The sequence below is a fragment of the Candidatus Omnitrophota bacterium genome (assembly GCA_028693815.1).
Lineage (GTDB): Bacteria > Omnitrophota > Gorgyraeia > Zapsychrales > Aceulaceae > Aceula.
Genome location: JAQUUP010000026.1, coordinates 1 through 18,079 on the forward strand (window position 1 = coordinate 1; position 18,079 = coordinate 18,079).

Consider the following 18,079-nt stretch of genomic DNA (forward strand, 5'->3'; position numbering starts at 1 on the left):
CCGACGCTCTTCCGATCTGCATGGGTTGTTCGTGATGGTTTTGATCTTGGAGTAGGTGCATCAGATGCAAAGCAAAATGATGTAATGTCATTTCTTCGCTTAAGAGTTGATGCAGATTTGACAGACAATGTTTCTGTTGTTGTTAGATTACTTAATGAAAGAACATGGGGAGATGTTGATAATGGTACTACAACTGATAATACCGATATCAATGTTGACCTTGCTTATGTAGAAATGAGAGAAATGCTTTATTCTCCATTGACTGTAACAATTGGTCGTCAAGTTCTTTCTTATGGTAATGGTTTGATTCTTGGTGATGGACCAAACAATGAAACAACTGGACCGCTTTCAACTGTTTCTCCAGATCTTTCAAAAGTATCTGGTATTGATGCGATCAAAGCCGTTTTGGATTATGATCCTTTAACAGTTGACATTTTTGCTGCTGTTATTGATGATGGAAATGCAGGCATGCGAACACAGGATAAGACGGATGATACTAATCTTTATGGTATCAATGTTAATTATGCATTCAATGATGAAAAAGGTACAGTTGCAGAAGCATACTTTTTCTCAAAGGTTATAGGCTTGTCAGCCGGAGAGAGTGATTATGACACTGTTCAAACACCTGGTTTCCGTGTATCATCAAACGTGCTAGATGGTCTTATGCTATCTGGTGAGTTAGCATGGCAGTTTGGTCGAAACACTGTTTTAGCAGGTACTGATTCAATTGAAAGAAATGCAATGGCAGCTCAACTTATTGCAAATTATATGATTCCATTTGAGAAAACAAAGAAGTATAATCCTATGGTTACAACGGCTTATACATACCTATCTGGTGATAGTAATCCATCAGATTCAGCTGCTGGTGAGGATTCAATTAAATATTCAGCTTGGGATCCTATGTATGAATCACAAGGCTGTGGAAAAATCTATAATGCTTTGTTTGACTTAACAAATGCGCATATTTATTCTGTTGCATTATCAGCAGAAGTTATGCAAGATGTAATGGCTAAGTTAAGCTGGACAGGCCTTTGGTTAGACAAAAAATTACCTTTAGCAACTTGGCAGCCATTAAATATGTATATTGATGGTGTTAGGACAACTACATACGCTGTTAATACAGATAAAAAAGCTTTAGGTAATGAATTTGACTTAGATCTTACCTATGACTATACAGAAGATGTTGTTCTTAGTCTTAGCACTGGTATCTATTTACCAGGATCTGTTTTTGCAGATGCAAATGAAGATGCAGCAACACAAGCCATTCTTTCTGTGCTTGTTAACTTCTAATCATTGTTAGAAAAGTAGTATTTTTATAAAGTAGTATTGAATGCCCCGCTTGGTTTTCCAAGCGGGGCATTTTAAATGAGGACATGATTTGTGGAGCGAAGCGACATAAATCATAAGTCCGAATTTATCCCGCACCCGGAGGGTGTCGGGATTTCGAACGTTTAGTTTTTTGAATGTTACCTCGCGCTAGCAAGGCTAAAAAGATTCGAAATATTTTTTTATTCATATTACTCATCCATCCTTTAAAAATTCTCTTTTTGTTCTCGTAAAAAAATAAATTTTATTTAATACATAAGTAAAAAAGTAAAGTAAAAAAGTAAAGATTGTTCTTTCTATTCAATATATATTTGTTAAGATAAATATATAGTAAGTATTTAAACACAGTTTTATCAATCCTATTTAAGGATTTAGACTCAAAGGTTATGACAAAAGAAGAAATTTATGAGCATTTAGCTCAAGTATATTTAGGTAAAAAGACAAAAAGTAACGATCAGAAAAAGAATAAGTTTGGCATCCCTGTTGTTGCAAAAACAATTATAACGCTTATCATTTTTTCATTTGTTTTTTATAGTTTGACAGCTTTTTTGTCTCGACGGCAGGATGGACTAAAAGCAAATATTATCTTTGCTCTCAACAATTCTCCTATTCGCATCAAATATGATCTTAATGAGCCATATCCTCAGGTCAAAGATTTTTCTATCAATATTCCACCGACGGATATGAGTAAATATAAAACACTTAATTTTTCTATCCGAGGACTTGAAGAAGGGTATCCAGACGTTGTCAAAGTTGTTCTAAAGAACAAACGCAGCGAAACGGCATTTACCCTTGTTTCTGGAGTTAAATTAAAGTGGAATCAATATAGTGTGCCACTCGAGGAGTTTAAGAACATTACAGACTGGATGAGTTTGGACAAAGTTTCTTTTGTTCTTGAGGGATGGAATGTGGCGAAGAAAAAAGGAATCATTTTAATTGACGATGTTTGTTTTTCAAAATAAATTTAATTTAAACCAAATTTTTAATACTCTTTTGTAAGGAGGATAGCTTTATGAGGATCATTGCTGTTGCTAATCAAAAAGGGGGTTGTGGAAAGACAACGACCTCGATTAATTTAACGGCTGCACTTGCATCAAATGGAAAAAAAGTTTTATTACTTGATTTGGATCCTCAGGCTCATGCTTCTTTGGGACTTAACGTTGATTCTCAAGATAGTATTTACAATGTGATTTCAAAAATAACACCACGAAAACTTTCGATTGATCAGATTATTCAAAGTATTGATAAAAAATTTGATCTTGTTCCGTCTAATGTTTTAGTTGGAACACTTGAACAAGAGCTTTCTGATGAGATCGGCCGCGAATTAAAGCTCGCAACGATTTTTGAAACGATCAAAGATCGATATGATTATATTGTGATTGATTGTCCGCCAAATCTAGGGTTTTTAACGATTAATGCGCTTCGTGCATGTAGCGAGGTTATTATTCCGGTTGAAACGAGTCGTTTTTCTCTTCAGGGTGTTGATCGACTTTTAGATATTATTAGGTTAGTGAAAGATAGACTGAATCATAACATTACAAGTAGAGTATTGGTGACGATGTTTGATTCTCGATTACGTCATTCTTTTTCGATGTTGGATAAAATTAGAGATCAGTTTTCTAAGAACTTGATTGTGACGATTGTGCATTTGAATGTAAAGCTAAAAGAAGCAGCTGTAATGGGCCAAAGCGTTTTAGATTATGATAAATATTGTCGAGGAAGCAAAGATTATTTTAGTTTGGCGAAAGAATTGATTACTCAAGAAAATCCAATCGAGCAAACTGAAGACCCGTTGTTTAGCACGATGTCGCCAACCATGAAAAAAGTTGTAAAAGAGAAAGTCAAAGATTTTGGTTTTGTCTTGTTTTCGCTAGATGCTCCAGAGGCAAAATCTGTTTACGTGGCCGGTGATTTTAATAATTGGTATGTGGATGAGTCTTGCCGCATGAAACAAAACGAAGGCATTTGGACAGCAAGTCTTAAGCTTAGGCCAGGCAAGCATCAGTATCGTTTTATTGTCGATGGACGATGGCAAGAAGATCCTGATAACCCGAATCGAGCTGAAAATGCATTTGGTGATGCAAACTCTGTTGTTGAGGTTGTAAGCAAATGAAAAAGCCGCACGATGCGTATGAAGATAAGATATTTGCGGTAATGGGATATCTCTGGATTTTGTGTATCATTCCTTTGGTTTTTAAGAAGGACAATCAATTTGTATTAGCTCATAGCAAGCAAGGCCTTGTTATTTTTGTTGGGATTGTTTGTCTTTTTGTGGCGAGCATTTTGTTTGATTGGATTCTGCGCCCAGGTCTTTTTGTTTCTGGAATTCTTTCTGTTTGGGGCATTATTGAATCGATTAAAGGAAAAAATTTAAAGATTCCTTTTATCCATCAGATTGCAGATAAAATTATTCTATAGGTCTTAGACGTATTCTTTGCAGAGAAAAAAATGATATTTTTTAAGACTAAAAAATATGTAGATATCACAAATCTCCCTCCCCGAGAAAATCATAATCGAGTGTTTAAGATCAAAAAAGTAAAGCCTGTTGTTGCGATTAAACGCGCTGAACGATTTGTTAAGAATAAAGTTGAACGACCTGTTAAGAAAAAAGAGACAAAAAGCAATTCTTTATTTTTTGTCAAAAAGGCAAAAGGTTTTTTTGATAAGATAAAAGCCAATAAGTTATCCGAAAAAAGCGAAAGGTTAAAGCCCAGACCAGCAAAACTTTCAGAAAAACCAAGCTTGTTTTCTGAAAAAGAAGAGTTTGTTGGCGAGGTTACACATTTTTTCTCAAAAATTAGCGTTTGTGTGATTAAGCTTAAAAAAGATATTTCTGTTGGGGATAAAATCTATTTCCGTGGAAACACATGTCATTTTGATCAGAAAATTACTTCTATGCAAGTTGACCATCAGAATGTCGAAAAAGCTTCTAAGGGTCAAGAAATCGGCTTAAAAGTTTCAGAAGATGTCAAAGTTGGTGTCCAGGTTTTTCGAAGAGGGTAGAATAATCCTTTAGGCTGTGCTATACTTTGAATATCTTCGATAACATTATTAAGGAAAAGGTCTGATGAAAAAAAGAAAAGCGGCCCAAAGCACAATAGAGTACATTCTTTTGTTAACAGCTGTTGTTGCTTTGTTAATTGTTTTTTTGTCTCCAACGGGAGACTTTCGCAACATGATTGCTGATGGTGTGACAAATTCAATAGAGCAAATTCAGACGATGACAGATGGTACTAATTTTTTATCTGGAGTGCAACACGGTCATTGCGGGGACGGTTTTTGCGTGCCTCCAGAAACTCTTGTGAATTGTCCTGAGGATTGTCAACCAAGTAATACCGAGTGTGGTAATGGTATATGTGAATTTCCTCCAGAAACGATATTCACTTGTCCGGAGGATTGTGATAATTCATCTCTTGATTGCCCTTTTCAATATTCTCCCGAAGATTGTAGCGCAGTGTCTGGATGCCGTTGGGCTGTTTGGTGCCAGGAGGTTTCCGGTATGTGTACTCAGTGCAGCATTGGTCAATGCAAGCCAAATAGCTGGACTTGCGATACTGAGGAGAGTTCTTTTAGTCCTTGTGATGATTGTGGCATGCAAGCATGTTGCGGACAAAATTGTTATGCTTGCGAATATGAAAGCGGATCACCATTTTGCGGAGATGGCATCTGTGAGTTTCCTTATGAAAATAATATGAATTGTCCTGAAGATTGTGATGTTTCTCAGCCAGCGTGCAATAATAATGGTACATGTGACCCTGATGAAAATTGTGATAACTGCCCGGATGATTGTTCGACTGGTTGTGATGACCCTGGCACAGTAGAGTGTGGGGTAGTGTATTATGACAATTGTGAAGATTATTGCGGGATCGGTCAGGCATGCCCTGCTCCTGGGATTGGATGCACAATGGAATGCAGGACATCGGGTTGCTGGGAAGATTGTGAATGATTGCGAATAATCTTAAAAAACGTTATCTCCTTTGGTGTTACAAAACGACGAAAGAGCAATTAGATTGGGTTGATCGAAAGTTTACGCAGTTAGAGGTTGATCGCTATGTCTTAAAATCTCTTCTAAAGAGTAAAGATTTAAAATCTCACCCAAAAGTCGATGAATTTATCTCCTATATTGAGGCTAAAGAAAAACGAGGATTAAAGGAAAAATTTCTAGACGCAAAGTCAAAGAAACTGAAGCCTGAATACGTGTATTTAAAAAGCCGTTTATTTGCGATTGAAAAAGCAATTGTTCATTTTTGTGGGGCAAAAGCATTAAAAGAAATTGATGCTTTGTATGAATCTGAAATGACTCGTCGTATTCTTGAAGCCCGAGATCACTCTTAATTTTTATCTTTAACTATCGTATTTGATTTTGACGTTTCATGTCTTCCATCTGACGTTTTTGTTGTTCCATAAAACGTTTTTGCGCATCGGGTGAGGTTGTAGGAGAGTTTGCTTGTTGATCTCGGTATTGCTGAAGTTGCCTTTTGCTATCTTCCATCATTTGTTTTCGATCAGCTTCAATCTCAGAAGGGGAAAAATCCCCATAGTCGGTTTTTCGCGAAAATGCGTTAGTTTGCATTTTTTGAACATATCCAATCGTAGCTCCAATTCCCCATATGAAGAGAAAAACAAAAAGAAATAATCCTAATAAACTTTTCATATAATAAGTATAGAGGAGTTTTGAGCAAATCGCAATAAAAAGTAGTTCCTTTTGGTTTGCTTAATTTTAATTTTTAAAGAAAAAAATAGGGTTGAATTTCATCCAAAATTATGAAATACTAAATAAATTAAGTATACGAACTGTAAATAAGGAGGATATATGGCAAAGAAAAAAACGAAGAGCTTTGAGGATAAGTTAGAAGAAATTAAGAAGAAATTCTCAATATTTAGTAAAGAGGCTATGGTTCTTGCAAAAAAAGGTGAAAAAGAATTTGTGCGTCTTTCTAAAGAAGGGAAACTGCATGTTGATTCTGCAACCGTTGGAATAAAAAGAGAACACCTTTTGTATCTGATTGGAAAAGAGTATGTTCGTTTAAATTGTCCGGGAGAAAAGAGCGAAAAATTAAAGAAATTTATGAAGGAATTAGAGGATTTAAAGAAAAAGGATTCTGCTTTAAAGAGAACACTTAAAAAAGTTAAAAAGTAAGACGATAAGACGTGTTTTAAAAGGGTTGTTTTTAGGCAAAAGTCTAGAAATAACCCTTTTTTCTTAAATCGGATCTTGCCGTCGCAAAATCCGGGGCAAGAATAAATAATTGGAGTCAAATGACTGCAAAATTAAATAAAAAACTTTTTGAGATTTTTTGTATTATTAAATCAGCTAACCGTGATCAGGCAGATTTGGTTGCAGAATTTCTTTTTTCGATTGGGGCAAATTATCGAGATGTTACTGTTTTGACAAAAAAAGGCATTTTTCGTATTTCTATTTACTTTAAGAATCAGAAAAAAGCCGAGAATTTTAAAACGAAGCTAGATAATTTTAGATTAAAAGGCGTTTCCTTTAAATTACGTGAAGTTAAAATTGAGAATTGGAAAGAAAAGTGGGCAAAGAATTTCTCTCCGTTTCAACTAACAAAAACGATTGATGTTGTTCCGACGTGGAGAAAGAAATCTTATAAGAAAACAAAGAGAACGCCTATTTATTTGTCATCCATTAATGCTTTTGGTACAGGTCTTCATGAGACAACAAGCTTTATGGCGGAGCTTGTTGAGCAGAAGAAAGATAAGTTTTCTTCCTTTTTTGATATCGGAACAGGGACGGGACTTTTGGCTTTGGTGGCTTTGCACAACGGAGCAAAGGACGTGTTGGCGATAGACTTTAATCAAGATTGCGTTAAATCGGCAAAGGAAAACTTTGAGGTTAATAAAAGTAAGGCCTTGATTCAAAAAGCTGATATTGGAGAATTTAAAATAAAGAAAGTCTTTGATTTTGTTGCCGCAAACTTAATTACGCATGACTTAACTAAATTTAAGAGAGAATTAGTTTCATTTGTTGGTCCAAGAGGATTTTTGGCCATCTCTGGAATATCTCTTGAGAATCTAAGCTTGATCAAGGAAACGTTTAGGGCATTACCGCTTCGATGTATTAAAATCAAAAGAGGAAAGCAATGGGTAGCGCTTCTTTACAAGAGAGCATAAATGAATAATATTTTTAGTGTTTCCGCAGAAAAAGAGCAGCAGTTAATCCAGCGAATGCAAGCTTTGGGTGTTGACGAAAAAGAAATTGATGAATCGTTTGTGCGATCTTCTGGACCAGGAGGTCAAAACGTCAACAAGGTTTCGACTTGCGTTGTTTTGATGCATCGACCGACAGGACTTTGCGTCAAATGCCAAGAGTCAAGGTCGCAAAGCTTAAATCGGTTCTTTGCTCGTCGATTATTGCTTGATAAGATTGAGAAAAAGCAAAAAGGTTTTGTTCAAGAGGAGAGGACGCGCATTGAAAAAATTAAGCGACAAAAGCGAAAACGATCAAAGCGAGCTAAAGAGAAAATTCTTGTATTAAAAAAACAACAATCTGAAAAAAAGCAAAATAGACAAAAAATTGAGATCTCAAATTCTGATTAGTATTAAATTCGAAAAATGATTCCTGTATCCAAAGCTAAACAAATTATCCTACGACACACAAAGAAACTGACTTCTGAAAAGAAATATTTCTTAGAGGCATTAGGTAAAACTTTGCATGAAGATATTTGTGCCAATCAAGATTGGCCGCCTTTTGCGCGTTCGACAATGGATGGATTTGCTGTGCGAAACAAAGATATTTTAAAAGCAACGACTAAGAAAGGCGTTGTCTTAAAAGTTATTGATCAATCCATTGCTGGAAATCCCGCCAAAAAGATTTTAGGATCAGGTCAAGCAATTAAGATTATGACCGGAGCCGTAATTCCTAAGGGTGCTGATTGTGTTGTTATGAAAGAGTATGTTCAGGAAAAGGACAAAAGTGTTACGATTTTGCGAAAAGGAAAAAAAGGTGAAAATTTACGTCTTAAAGGCGCAGATGTAAAAAAAGGTGAGTTGATTGTTTCAAGAGGGTCAAAGATTACGCCAGGCGTTATTGCCTTGCTTGCCAATTTAGGTAAGAAATATGTTAAAGTCGCAAGACCTGTGAACGTTGGGATTTTAGTCAACGGTGATGAGCTTTTAAGGATAGAGGACAAGCCAAGGCTTGGAAAGATTCGAAGTGCGAATGAGTATGCTTTATTTGCGCAGATCAAAGAGCTTGGGGCGCAACCGATTATTTTAGGTGTTGCAAAAGATAACTTGAAAAGTCTTGATAAGAAAATAAAAAGCGGTCTGAAATATGATATTTTATTGATTTCGGGAGGTGTTTCGATTGGTGAACATGATTTGGTACAAGATGTTTTAAGGAAACTGTCCGTTAACATTATTTTTTGGAAAGTTGCCATAAAACCAGGAAAACCGCTTGTGTTTGCTAAAAAAAATCAATGCCATATTTTTGGTCTACCAGGAAACACGGTATCAAGCATGGTTTCATTAAGAGAATTTGTCACGCCGTGCATTCTAAAAATGTATGGGCAGAAAGATATTTTATCTAAAATAGCTGAGGCAAGTCTAGGCCATGATATTAAAGTTGAGCCTAAGCGACAAAAAATTATGCGAGGCGTTGTTAGCCAAAAAAAGGATAAATTATTTGTGCGCTTAAGTTCGAATCAGGTATCAGAAAATGTGATGTCTATAGCCAAGGCTAATTGTTTCTTTAAAATAGAAGAAGGGGTCAATTTCTTGAAGAAGGGGCAAAGAATTGTTATTGAGTATTTATAGGGAGTTTTTATGCAAAAGATAAAACAAAAAACATCTGGAATGATTGATGTGAGCCAAAAGAAAACAACTCGTCGCATTGCACGCGCGGGATGCATTGTGGTAACTGATAAAAAAACATTTGAGCGAATTCTAAAAGGAGATTCTCCAAAAGGAGATGTTGTTCAAACTGCACGCGTTGCCGGTATCATGGCAGCAAAAAAGACATGGGAAATAATTCCAATGTGTCATCCTTTGTCTTTGGGCAAGGTGAGCCTTGACTTTGAGTTTGATAAAGAAAAGCATCAGATCACGGTTTTGTCTGAAGTTGTTTGCCGAGGGAAAACGGGTGTTGAGATGGAAGCGCTGAGCGCGGCTGCCATTGCGGCTTTAACAATTTACGATATGATGAAATGGTCTGATCGACGCATAGAAATTTCAGACTTGAAACTTCAGTATAAATCTGGCGGTAAAAGTGGGATTTTTAAGCGATAGAGGCCAATCTTGTTTTTTTTAAAGAACAAACCAATAAAATTTTTATTTTTATTATTTATTCTACTTCTGGTTTTGTATTATTTTGTTATGCAAAATCTTCCTACCAAAATAACAGAGCAAAAGCTTACGCTTGGGACAATTGTTCAGATTGATATATGCATGCCTTCAAAATACATGGAAAGGGCTAAGAATGTTCTTGTTGATGTTTGGCGTAGAATTGATGAAATCAATATTCGTATGAACGTCTATGACCAGAGAAGTGATATTGTTTTAATTAATGGCTCGTATCCTAATTTTGTTAAAATTCATAGAGACACTTATTCTCTTTTGAAGGATGCGCAAAAATATTCAGCTATGACTAATGGTGCGTTTGATATTACGATAAGGCCTCTCGTATTGCTTTGGCAAGAGGCAGCAAAGAGAGGAGCCATCCCTTCCCAGGCAGAGATTCAGCAAGAAAAAGAAAAAATAGGATTTCATAATATTGATTTTTCAGACAGCAATGAAGTCAGAGTTCTTCATCCTGGAACAAAATTGGATCTAAGTGCTATTGCTAAAGGATATGCGGTTGATCAGGCTGCGCAAATTTTGAGAGATGAGGGTATTGATAATTTTTTGATTAATGCAGGAGGAGATATCTTTGTTTCTGGGAAGAATTGTCATAGCAAAAAGTGGCTGGTTGGAGTCCAGGATCCTAGCCGGCGTAAAACTGTAATAGACACTATTGATCTAACCGATATGGCTGTTACGACATCGGGTGATTATGAGCAGTATTATACAATTGAACAGCAAAGGTATTCACATATTATTGATCCTCGTACAGGCTATCCTGTGCGCAGCATCAAGAGCGCGACGGTTGTTACGAAAAGCGCAGAGCAGGCAGATGCTTTCTCGACCGCGCTTTGCGTGCTTGGGCCTAAACAAGGGATTTCTTGGGCTGACGGGCTGGACGAAGATATTTTTGTTTTATTGATTGAAAAAGATGCTGAAGGACAAATTATTCAGCACATGAGTGAGAAGTATAAAGATTTACACAAAATAAAATAGTGATATTAATATCTTGACCTTTTTAACGCAAAAAAGACTAAGATAATCTGATCTTCCATATATTCTTATTTTAGAAAAGGTTAATAATAACGTTTCTAATAAAAGAATTTTTGTTATAATAGACTAACTTAACAGATTCATTAAACCTATTTTTGGGGGCATTTATGCCAGAACAGATAAAGAAAAAAAGTTTTATATACAAAGATTTAGTTAATTCTATTGAAGGTTTTAAAGAAAATTATTCAAAGGATATTAACGAGAAGAATTATTTTGGATTTCCTACAGAGACAATTTTAAGAGCCGAGAAGAATCTTTATAATCCAAAGAATCCGTCCATTGCTTATTTTTCTATGGAGTATGGCATTGCCCCAAGTATTTATAATACTTTTCAGCAAAAAGCTGCTTTAAGCGAAGCGAATAAGTTTTATACGCATGAAGTTTTTTCAAATAATTGGCTTTGCGATTATATTTTTAAGGTCGAAATTGATAAGCTTTTAGATATCCCGATTTATGGTGGCGGCTTAGGTGTTTTGGCAGGAGACACGATGAAGAGTGTTGCTGATCTTGATTTTTCTTTAGTGGGCATCGGCATTCTTTGGAACAAAGGATATTTTAAACAAAATTTCTGGTATAAGCATGGTCAGATCCCAGAGGAGCTTCAGTGGGATCCGCATAGCTATCCTGGTTTGATTCCTTTAAAGAATATCATTACGCTTAACACAAAAGAAGGTCCTATTTATCTTCGCTTGTGGAAATACTATGTTTATAGTTTTGATAAAAAAAATGTTGTTCCTATTATTCTTTTAGATTCTAATCTTCTTCAAAATAAAGAATATTTTCGAAAACTAACAGATCAGCTTTATCGAAGCGATAATGTTTGGTGGAAAATTATTCAAAGAACAATTCTGGGTGTTGGCGGTATGAAGGCCTTGGAAAGCTTAGGGTACGCAACAGATCGTTATCATTTAAATGAAGGACATGCTGCCTTTGCCTTAGTTGAGAAGTATATGAATCTTGAAGACAAATCGAAATTTGATGAGACCAAAAAGCAGTTTATATTTACATGTCATACCCCGGTTGAGGCGGGTCATGATAAATTCGAAATTCATGATGTCGCCAATGTTTTGGAGCCAGAATATGTGAAGGCGGCAGAGATGTTGGGCAAAGAAAGTCCGTCGTCATCTCAGATTAGCTTGACGTATATTGCATTAAATAATTGTTCAAAAGTTAATGCGGTTGCACAAAAACATGGTGAAGTTATGAGGACTCAATTTCCAAACTTTGCCTCAAAAATTCAAGCGATTACCAATGGCGTTCATGGATATACATGGCTTTCGCAAAGCTTTTATAGTCTTTTTGAGAAATACAAAAAACAATTAGGTCCTTGGGATAAGGATTTTACGAGCTTGACGTCGGTTTTGGCTTTGGCAAGTAATAAAAATTTTAGAAAAGATTTGTTCCAAGCCCATCAACAAAATAAAAGAAACTTAATTGATATTATTAAGCATTGGCAGTTAAGAGAAGATGTTTTTACTATTTCATGGGCGAGGCGTATTGCAAACTATAAACGACCTGCTTTAATTTTACATAAAATTGAACGTTTAATTAAGATTGCGGAGACAATCGGTCCGATTCAAATTATTTTGGCTGGCAAAGCGCATCCCAACGACAATATCGGAGGCGCGCATATCGATGAGATTCTGGATCAGATCGATACACTTAATCAGCATAAAAAATTGATTAAAGTTCTTATTTTAGAAAATTATGATACTTATTTTGGAAAACTTTTGACGAGCTCTGTCGATGTTTGGCTGAACAACCCGCTACCTCCGTTTGAGGCATCCGGAACAAGTGGTATGAAAGCAATTGCAAATGGAGTTTTGCAGCTGACAACGCTGGATGGTTGGGTGGTCGAAGCCGCGAACGATAATATTGGTTGGATTTTTGGTTACCAGCATAAAGAGGGAACGCCGATTGGCGACGAAGGAAATCTGCGCCTCGATTCAGACTCAGATGCTCTTTATGATACCTTAGAGCAGGTAGTTGATTTGTATTACAAGACTCTCAAAGACGATAAGGTCAATATTGACAGTCCGTGGATTGACAAGATGATTCAGTGCATTTATCGCAGTGCATTTTTTAATACTCATCGGATGGTCAATGAATATAATGAGAAAATGTGGCAAATAAAAAAATAGAATTATAGATTTTTTTAATTATGAAACAATATCTTGATTTAATTCAACATGTTTTAGATAACGGTGAAAAGAAGGAAGACAGAACAGGCACAGGAACGATATCTGTTTTTGGATGTCAAAAGAAATATGATTTGCGCGTTGGTTTTCCTCTTTTGACGACTAAAAAGGTTTTGTTCAGCGCAGTTGTTCGAGAACTTCTTTGGTTTTTAAAAGGATCGACTAATATCAATGATGATCTTGTTCAGCACACGCCGATATGGAACGCTTGGGCGGATGACAAAGGAGAGCTTGGCCCTGTGTATGGATATCAGTGGCGTAAGTGGGAAAAATTTTCTACCGATAGCTTGACCGGCACATATCAAAAGCAGTATATTGATCAGATTCAAGATGCGATTGAAATGATCAAAACTAATCCAAATTCAAGACGCATTATTGTAAGTGCCTGGAATGTTGCAGATATTGATCGCATGGCATTGCCGCCTTGTCATATGATGTTTCAGTTTTATGTGGTTAATGGTAGGTTGGATTGTCAGCTTTATCAGCGTTCGGCAGATCTTGCTTTGGGAGTTCCTTTTAATATTGCGAGTTATGCGCTTTTGATGACTATGGTTGCGCAAGAGTGCGATTTGATCCCTGGAATTTTCACGCACACATTAGGCGACGCTCATATTTATTTGAATCATATTGAAGGCCTAAAAACGCAGCTGACACGTATCCCAAAGTCTTTGCCTGAAGTGCGTGTTGCTAAAAAGAAGACTTTAGATATTCAGTTTGAGGATATCGAATTAATTAATTATACCTACGATCCATTTATCAAATTCCCTATCGCGGTTTAAAAACTAATGAATAGTAAAATGAAGCCTTTTGATATTATTGTTGCGCTTGATCAAGAAAACGGAATAGGAAGAGACGGAGCTTTGCCGTGGGCGCTGTCTCCTGATTTGCAATATTTTAAGAAAATTACAACAACAACAGAGGATCCTTCAAAAATTAATGCTGTGATTATGGGTCGAAAAACATGGGAATCAATTCCCGAGAAATTTCGTCCTCTTTCTAATAGACTTAATGTTGTTTTGACTCGGAATAGAGAGTTTGTTTTGCCAAAAGAGGTGATGTTGGCAGGCAGTCTTGAATTTGCTTTTCAAGAGTTATCCAAGTTAGATTTTCAAGATCGTATTGAGAAGATTTTTGTTGTTGGCGGAGCGAGTATTTATGCCCAAGCGCTTGAAAAAGAAACATGTCGAACAATTTACATGACGCGTATTTTTAGTGATTTTAGTTGTGACACGTTTTTTCCTTCAATTGATGATAAATTCAAAGAAATAGAGTCTTCTGAGATTCAAGAGTGTGATGATTTGACGTATTGTTTTTCTACCTTTCAAAATAAGACCCTTGGCTAGGGACATTTTTTCAATAATCCTCTCTAGATTTTTTTTATATATCCTTTATAATATATATATATATATATTTAACATGAAAGGACTGTAGATGACTGGGAAAAAGAGAATTTTGGTTGTTGATGATGAGCAAAGTATTTCAAAGACGCTTAAGCTCTTGCTGGAGACACGCGGTTATGATGTTGATGTTGCAGAGACGGGTAGAGAGGCTCTTGAAAAAGCACTAAAGAAGCCAGATATCATACTTCTCGACCTGGTTCTCCCTGATATTCCTGGATTTGATGTTTGCCGGAAGTTGCGTGAAAACAAGACGACACGCCTTATTCCAATTATTATTCTTTCGGTTCGATATTTGTATGAAGACAAAGTTGAAGGACTTTATTTAGGAGCTGATGATTACATTACAAAGCCTTTTGAATATGAAGAGCTTTTTGCTCGCGTAGAAGCTGTTATTCGTCGGCGTCAGATGTTTGATGACACTGAAAAAGAAAATAGTCCTGTTATTGTAGAATTGCGCCGGATTATCGATGAGAAGCTAATTACTCCATTTTTTCAGCCCATTTATCTTTTAAAGCCTTTTAAGTTGTATGGACTCGAAGTTTTAAGTCGACCTCCGATGCAAAGTATTTTATCGAATCCCGAGATGTTGTTTGAGGCGGCGCTTCGTTTTGGATTTTATAAAGAACTTGAGATGACATGTTGGAAGAAAGCGTTTGAGGTGCTTTCTTCAGGATCTTATTCAAATCGAATATTTTTAAACTGTAATCCATATTTGGTGGAAAGCGCAGAATTTTTAACGATCAAATCGCTTATATCGGATTATAATATTTCAAGCAAGGATGTTGTTTTAGAAATCACAGAGCGCTCAGGAATTACGGATTATAGAATGTTTTTTGATCGATTGCGTGAATATCAAAAAGATGGATTATGTGTTGCGATTGATGATGTTGGTGGAGGGTATGCAAGTTTTGAGTCAATTGTTGAGATTAGTCCAAATCTTGTGAAGATTGATATTAGTATTATTCGTGATTTAGACAAGAATCCTCTTAAAGCCAGCGTCGTTAAATTTATTATTGGGTTTTGCAAAGAAAACAATATTATTTCTGTTGCCGAGGGAATTGAGCGAAAAGAAGAGTTAGACGTTTTGCTGGATCTTGGCGTTGATGCCGGACAAGGATATTTTTTAGGGATGCCATCCCCTGAGATTAAAGTTGATGAATTAAACCAAAAGAAAATAGCATAGTGAAAAGAATTTCTATATTTATCTTGTTGGTATTGTTTTCCTTGTCTTTGACGGCTTGTTCATTTTTTCGAAAGAATAAAGTCGAAATCAGCAATGACAAACAATCGCTTTATTTTGATGGTACGGTTGTAATGCCAGAGAAAATTACCGGACAGGCAGGGTTGTTGATGATACCGTTTAAAGCCGGTCCAGGTGTTGCTGCAACAAATAATCTCGATCGGCTGTCGCTTTATATTGTAAAGTCTATTTCGGATTGTTTTAAAGATGAAAATATTGGCTTGCGCATTTTATCATCAGCGGAAACTAAGGATGCTGATTTAGTTTTAAAAGGGTATATTGTTAATGTTGATGAGCCGAAGGGGATCATTAATAAATTTCGAAAGAAGAAAAATCAACTTGAAACAAAAGGGCAGATCATAGATATTAAGACTGGAGAAATTGTTGTTGATTTCTCATCAAGCATATATTCAGAAAAAAGAGAAAATTTAAATGAGCTTGCTCGTCAAACAGGCAAGGCCATTGCGAATTTCATTTTAGATCACATTGGGGAGAAATAATGATTGTTGTTACAGGGGCGGCTGGATTTATCGGGAGCTGTATTTTAGCTCGTTTAAACGAGACTGGTCGAGAGGATATATTGATTGTTGATCATCTTGATAATGAGTTAAAGCCGAGAAACTTGAAGAATAAGAAATTTATTGATTATTTTGACAAGAAAGATTTTTTAGAGCATATTCAGACAGGTCAGATGTCATCGGATGTTGATTGCATTATTCATATGGGAGCTTGCAGTTCTACGATTTTAACGGATGAAAAGTATTACAATGAAAACAATTTTGAATATACAAAAGCACTTAGCTTATGGGCTTTAAAAAATAACGTGCGTTTTATTTATGCGAGTTCAGCAGCGACATATGGAGATGGATCTAAAGGATATAGCGACGATCATGCATTGATCAAAACATATCAACCACTTAATTTTTACGGACAGTCAAAGCAAAATTTTGATCAGTGGGCTTTGGATCAAGGGATGCTGGATAAAATAGTTGGATTGAAATTCTTTAATGTGTTTGGACCTAATGAGTATCATAAAGGGCCGATGCGAAGTCTTGTTTTAAAGGCTTATAAAAAAGTAAGCGAAGAAGGGAAAATGCTTCTTTTTAAGTCATATAAAAAAGAATATGCACATGGAGAGCAAAAGCGAGATTTTATTTATATTAAAGATGCTGTTGATATTGTGATGCATTTCTTTGAAAATCCTAATCTTTCTGGTATTTATAATGTTGGCACAGGGCGCGCACAATCGTGGAATGAATTGGCGTTTGCTTTATTTAATGCTGTAGGGAAAAAGCCCAATATTGAATATATCGAGATGCCTTTTGATTTGCGTGATCAATATCAATATTTTACACAGGCTGACATGCAAAAATTGCGCAGTACAGGGTATCAAAAACCTTTTAGAAGTTTAGAAGATAGTGTTTCAGATTATACTAAATATTTGTTACGTAAAGAGTATATCTAAAAATATTTTAGGGAGATTGCCATGTTAATTATTATTTTAAGTTTAGTTGCTATTGTGTGCCTTGTAATCGGGATGTCATTTGTTTTTGGTGGTTTTTTGGCGGTTCCCGATAAAAATCAGGTTGTGGATCGAAAAGAGTTTGAAGAAAAAGAGAAAGCGCTTCGTGCTTCTCAAGAATCAGAGCAAAGAATCAAAAAAGAGTTTGAGGTTCTTAAAAATGAGATTGCTGCGTCGAGAGAAACCCTTGAGCTGACAAAGAAGGAAACAGAAAAAATTCAGCAAGATTTGGATGTCGCCAAAGCAAGCGCGAGTCAAATGGAGCAAGAAGAAAAATTAAAACTAGAGGCCTATCAAAAAGAAATTGAATCTTTAAAAGCAGAGAGTAGCCAGCTAAAAGAAGTTGCTGCCAAAGCCCCCGAAAGAGTTGTTGCACTTGAGCGCGAGATGGCTTTAATCGTGCAAAAAACAAATGAGCAGGCAGACGGTGCTGTTGATTTGATTAAGACGCTTCAGCAGCAATTAGATGCTTCTAAACAAAAAGAGCAGGACTACGAGAGCAAGGTTAAAGCGCTAGAAGAAAAAGCAGTCAGTGTTGAAGATCAAGAAAAGAAACTTCAAGAGATGAATGAAGAAAATGAAAGATTAAAGCAAGAAAATGATTCTGTGGAAGAAAAATACAGGCAAGAAATTGAAAAGCTCAAAAGTTTTGAGCAAAGCGCCTCATTTCTAGAGAATGAAAATCAAACGCTTCAAGCGAAAATTCAAGAACAAGAGGAAAAGACTAAAAAACTCCAAGATGAGTCGATTCGCTTAAAGCAAGAAAATGAAGCATATGCTAATCAGATTAAAGATAAGATTGCTAATTTAGAAAAAGAAAAAGTTGCCCTTGAGCAAAAAATAAGCACTGTTAATCCTGAGGATTCCCTGCAGCTTGACGAGCTAAAGAGTCAAAACGAGCAGCTTCAAGAACAAAACAAGCTTGCTCAGTCTGAGTTGATTAAGGCAAAAGCTCGTGCACAAGGGCTGGAAAAGATTTGCGCAGATTATCAGACGCAACTAGAAGAAACTTTTCGTAGTGCAAATACTTAAATCATATTTC

Annotated in this window: 21 protein-coding genes; 20 read left to right on the forward strand and 1 reads right to left on the reverse strand. The window is 36.1% G+C overall.

Annotated elements, in window-relative coordinates:
* From PHY73_07490 to PHY73_07520, 7 genes are all read left to right on the forward strand, one after another.
* On the forward strand, positions 1–1,290 hold a 1,290-nt coding region (locus PHY73_07490), incomplete at its 5' end, for an alginate export family protein (protein ID MDD3375544.1).
* 422 nt (positions 1,291–1,712) lie between these two features.
* Entirely contained in the window at positions 1,713–2,288 is a 576-nt protein-coding gene (locus PHY73_07495) for a hypothetical protein (protein MDD3375545.1), read from the forward strand.
* Positions 2,289–2,338: 50 nt separating this feature from the next.
* Positions 2,339–3,439 (forward strand): AAA family ATPase, encoded by a 1,101-nt coding sequence (locus PHY73_07500; GenBank protein MDD3375546.1) that lies wholly within the window; start codon positions 2,339–2,341, stop codon positions 3,437–3,439.
* Positions 3,436–3,744, forward strand: a complete 309-nt coding sequence (locus PHY73_07505; protein MDD3375547.1) for a hypothetical protein — start codon at positions 3,436–3,438, stop codon at positions 3,742–3,744. The genes PHY73_07500 and PHY73_07505 overlap by 4 nt, the downstream gene beginning before the upstream one ends.
* Before the next feature lie 99 nt (positions 3,745–3,843).
* Positions 3,844–4,329, forward strand: coding sequence for a hypothetical protein (locus PHY73_07510; GenBank protein ID MDD3375548.1), 486 nt, complete (start codon positions 3,844–3,846; stop codon positions 4,327–4,329).
* Between the two features lie 64 nt (positions 4,330–4,393).
* Positions 4,394–5,272, forward strand: a complete 879-nt coding sequence (locus PHY73_07515; protein ID MDD3375549.1) for a hypothetical protein — start codon at positions 4,394–4,396, stop codon at positions 5,270–5,272.
* The gene (locus tag PHY73_07520) at positions 5,269–5,661 is read left to right on the forward strand and encodes a hypothetical protein (GenBank protein MDD3375550.1); all 393 of its coding nucleotides are present in this window, start codon (positions 5,269–5,271) and stop codon (positions 5,659–5,661) included. The genes PHY73_07515 and PHY73_07520 overlap by 4 nt, the downstream gene beginning before the upstream one ends.
* Positions 5,662–5,674: 13 nt before the next feature.
* On the opposite strand, the gene PHY73_07525 is transcribed toward PHY73_07520, so the two are convergent.
* On the reverse strand, positions 5,675–5,980 hold the full coding sequence (locus PHY73_07525; protein ID MDD3375551.1) for a hypothetical protein: 306 nt from the start codon (positions 5,978–5,980) through the stop codon (positions 5,675–5,677).
* A 159-nt stretch (positions 5,981–6,139) separates the two neighbouring features.
* Here PHY73_07525 and PHY73_07530 point away from each other — a divergent pair, with 159 nt between their 5' ends.
* The 13 genes from PHY73_07530 to PHY73_07590 all read left to right on the forward strand — a co-directional run bounded on the left by PHY73_07530 (position 6,140) and on the right by PHY73_07590 (position 18,069).
* Positions 6,140–6,466, forward strand: coding sequence for a hypothetical protein (locus PHY73_07530; protein ID MDD3375552.1), 327 nt, complete (start codon positions 6,140–6,142; stop codon positions 6,464–6,466).
* A 119-nt stretch (positions 6,467–6,585) separates the two neighbouring features.
* Entirely contained in the window at positions 6,586–7,458 is an 873-nt protein-coding gene (locus PHY73_07535; GenBank protein MDD3375553.1) for a 50S ribosomal protein L11 methyltransferase, read from the forward strand.
* Positions 7,459–7,884, forward strand: coding sequence for a peptide chain release factor-like protein (locus tag PHY73_07540; GenBank protein ID MDD3375554.1), 426 nt, complete (start codon positions 7,459–7,461; stop codon positions 7,882–7,884).
* Positions 7,885–7,899: 15 nt separating this feature from the next.
* Positions 7,900–9,102, forward strand: coding sequence for a molybdopterin molybdotransferase MoeA (locus PHY73_07545; GenBank protein MDD3375555.1), 1,203 nt, complete (start codon positions 7,900–7,902; stop codon positions 9,100–9,102).
* 9 nt (positions 9,103–9,111) lie between these two features.
* Complete coding sequence (gene moaC / locus PHY73_07550) at positions 9,112–9,573, forward strand: cyclic pyranopterin monophosphate synthase MoaC (protein ID MDD3375556.1); 462 nt, start codon at positions 9,112–9,114, stop codon at positions 9,571–9,573.
* Positions 9,574–9,660: 87 nt separating this feature from the next.
* On the forward strand, positions 9,661–10,620 hold the full coding sequence (locus PHY73_07555) for an FAD:protein FMN transferase (GenBank protein MDD3375557.1): 960 nt from the start codon (positions 9,661–9,663) through the stop codon (positions 10,618–10,620).
* 164 nt (positions 10,621–10,784) lie between these two features.
* Positions 10,785–12,818 carry an alpha-glucan family phosphorylase gene (gene glgP / locus PHY73_07560; protein ID MDD3375558.1) on the forward strand — a complete coding sequence of 678 codons (2,034 nt, stop codon included), beginning with the start codon at positions 10,785–10,787 and terminating at the stop codon, positions 12,816–12,818.
* Between the two features lie 20 nt (positions 12,819–12,838).
* Positions 12,839–13,654: a thymidylate synthase gene (locus tag PHY73_07565; GenBank protein MDD3375559.1), complete on the forward strand. Its 816-nt coding sequence runs from the start codon at positions 12,839–12,841 to the stop codon at positions 13,652–13,654.
* An 18-nt stretch (positions 13,655–13,672) separates the two neighbouring features.
* Positions 13,673–14,218 carry a dihydrofolate reductase gene (locus PHY73_07570; GenBank protein MDD3375560.1) on the forward strand — a complete coding sequence of 182 codons (546 nt, stop codon included), beginning with the start codon at positions 13,673–13,675 and terminating at the stop codon, positions 14,216–14,218.
* Positions 14,219–14,306: 88 nt separating this feature from the next.
* Positions 14,307–15,458 carry an EAL domain-containing protein gene (locus PHY73_07575; GenBank protein ID MDD3375561.1) on the forward strand — a complete coding sequence of 384 codons (1,152 nt, stop codon included), beginning with the start codon at positions 14,307–14,309 and terminating at the stop codon, positions 15,456–15,458.
* Entirely contained in the window at positions 15,458–16,015 is a 558-nt protein-coding gene (locus tag PHY73_07580; protein MDD3375562.1) for a hypothetical protein, read from the forward strand. The genes PHY73_07575 and PHY73_07580 overlap by 1 nt, the downstream gene beginning before the upstream one ends.
* A complete protein-coding gene (rfaD, locus tag PHY73_07585) occupies positions 16,015–16,980 on the forward strand; it encodes an ADP-glyceromanno-heptose 6-epimerase (protein MDD3375563.1) in 966 nt (321 codons plus the stop codon). Before PHY73_07580 ends, rfaD begins: the two co-directional genes overlap by 1 nt.
* A gap of 21 nt (positions 16,981–17,001) precedes the next feature.
* Entirely contained in the window at positions 17,002–18,069 is a 1,068-nt protein-coding gene (locus PHY73_07590) for a hypothetical protein (protein ID MDD3375564.1), read from the forward strand.
* Positions 18,070–18,079: the final 10 nt, after the last annotated feature.

What these genes read in the sequence shown, in the direction of transcription:
- PHY73_07495 (MDD3375545.1), top strand. Translation starts at nt 1,713, where the DNA reads ATGACAAAAGAAGAAATTTATGAGCATTTAGCTCAAGTATATTTAGGT.
- PHY73_07500 (MDD3375546.1), top strand. Translation starts at nt 2,339, where the DNA reads ATGAGGATCATTGCTGTTGCTAATCAAAAAGGGGGTTGTGGAAAGACA.
- PHY73_07505 (MDD3375547.1), top strand. Translation starts at nt 3,436, where the DNA reads ATGAAAAAGCCGCACGATGCGTATGAAGATAAGATATTTGCGGTAATG.
- PHY73_07515 (MDD3375549.1), top strand. Translation starts at nt 4,394, where the DNA reads ATGAAAAAAAGAAAAGCGGCCCAAAGCACAATAGAGTACATTCTTTTG.
- PHY73_07520 (MDD3375550.1), top strand. Translation starts at nt 5,269, where the DNA reads ATGATTGCGAATAATCTTAAAAAACGTTATCTCCTTTGGTGTTACAAA.
- PHY73_07525 (MDD3375551.1), bottom strand. Translation starts at nt 5,980, where the DNA reads ATGAAAAGTTTATTAGGATTATTTCTTTTTGTTTTTCTCTTCATATGG.
- PHY73_07530 (MDD3375552.1), top strand. Translation starts at nt 6,140, where the DNA reads ATGGCAAAGAAAAAAACGAAGAGCTTTGAGGATAAGTTAGAAGAAATT.
- PHY73_07535 (MDD3375553.1), top strand. Translation starts at nt 6,586, where the DNA reads ATGACTGCAAAATTAAATAAAAAACTTTTTGAGATTTTTTGTATTATT.
- PHY73_07540 (MDD3375554.1), top strand. Translation starts at nt 7,459, where the DNA reads ATGAATAATATTTTTAGTGTTTCCGCAGAAAAAGAGCAGCAGTTAATC.
- PHY73_07545 (MDD3375555.1), top strand. Translation starts at nt 7,900, where the DNA reads ATGATTCCTGTATCCAAAGCTAAACAAATTATCCTACGACACACAAAG.
- moaC (MDD3375556.1), top strand. Translation starts at nt 9,112, where the DNA reads ATGCAAAAGATAAAACAAAAAACATCTGGAATGATTGATGTGAGCCAA.
- PHY73_07555 (MDD3375557.1), top strand. Translation starts at nt 9,661, where the DNA reads ATGCAAAATCTTCCTACCAAAATAACAGAGCAAAAGCTTACGCTTGGG.
- glgP (MDD3375558.1), top strand. Translation starts at nt 10,785, where the DNA reads ATGCCAGAACAGATAAAGAAAAAAAGTTTTATATACAAAGATTTAGTT.
- PHY73_07565 (MDD3375559.1), top strand. Translation starts at nt 12,839, where the DNA reads ATGAAACAATATCTTGATTTAATTCAACATGTTTTAGATAACGGTGAA.
- PHY73_07570 (MDD3375560.1), top strand. Translation starts at nt 13,673, where the DNA reads ATGAAGCCTTTTGATATTATTGTTGCGCTTGATCAAGAAAACGGAATA.
- PHY73_07575 (MDD3375561.1), top strand. Translation starts at nt 14,307, where the DNA reads ATGACTGGGAAAAAGAGAATTTTGGTTGTTGATGATGAGCAAAGTATT.
- rfaD (MDD3375563.1), top strand. Translation starts at nt 16,015, where the DNA reads ATGATTGTTGTTACAGGGGCGGCTGGATTTATCGGGAGCTGTATTTTA.
- PHY73_07590 (MDD3375564.1), top strand. Translation starts at nt 17,002, where the DNA reads ATGTTAATTATTATTTTAAGTTTAGTTGCTATTGTGTGCCTTGTAATC.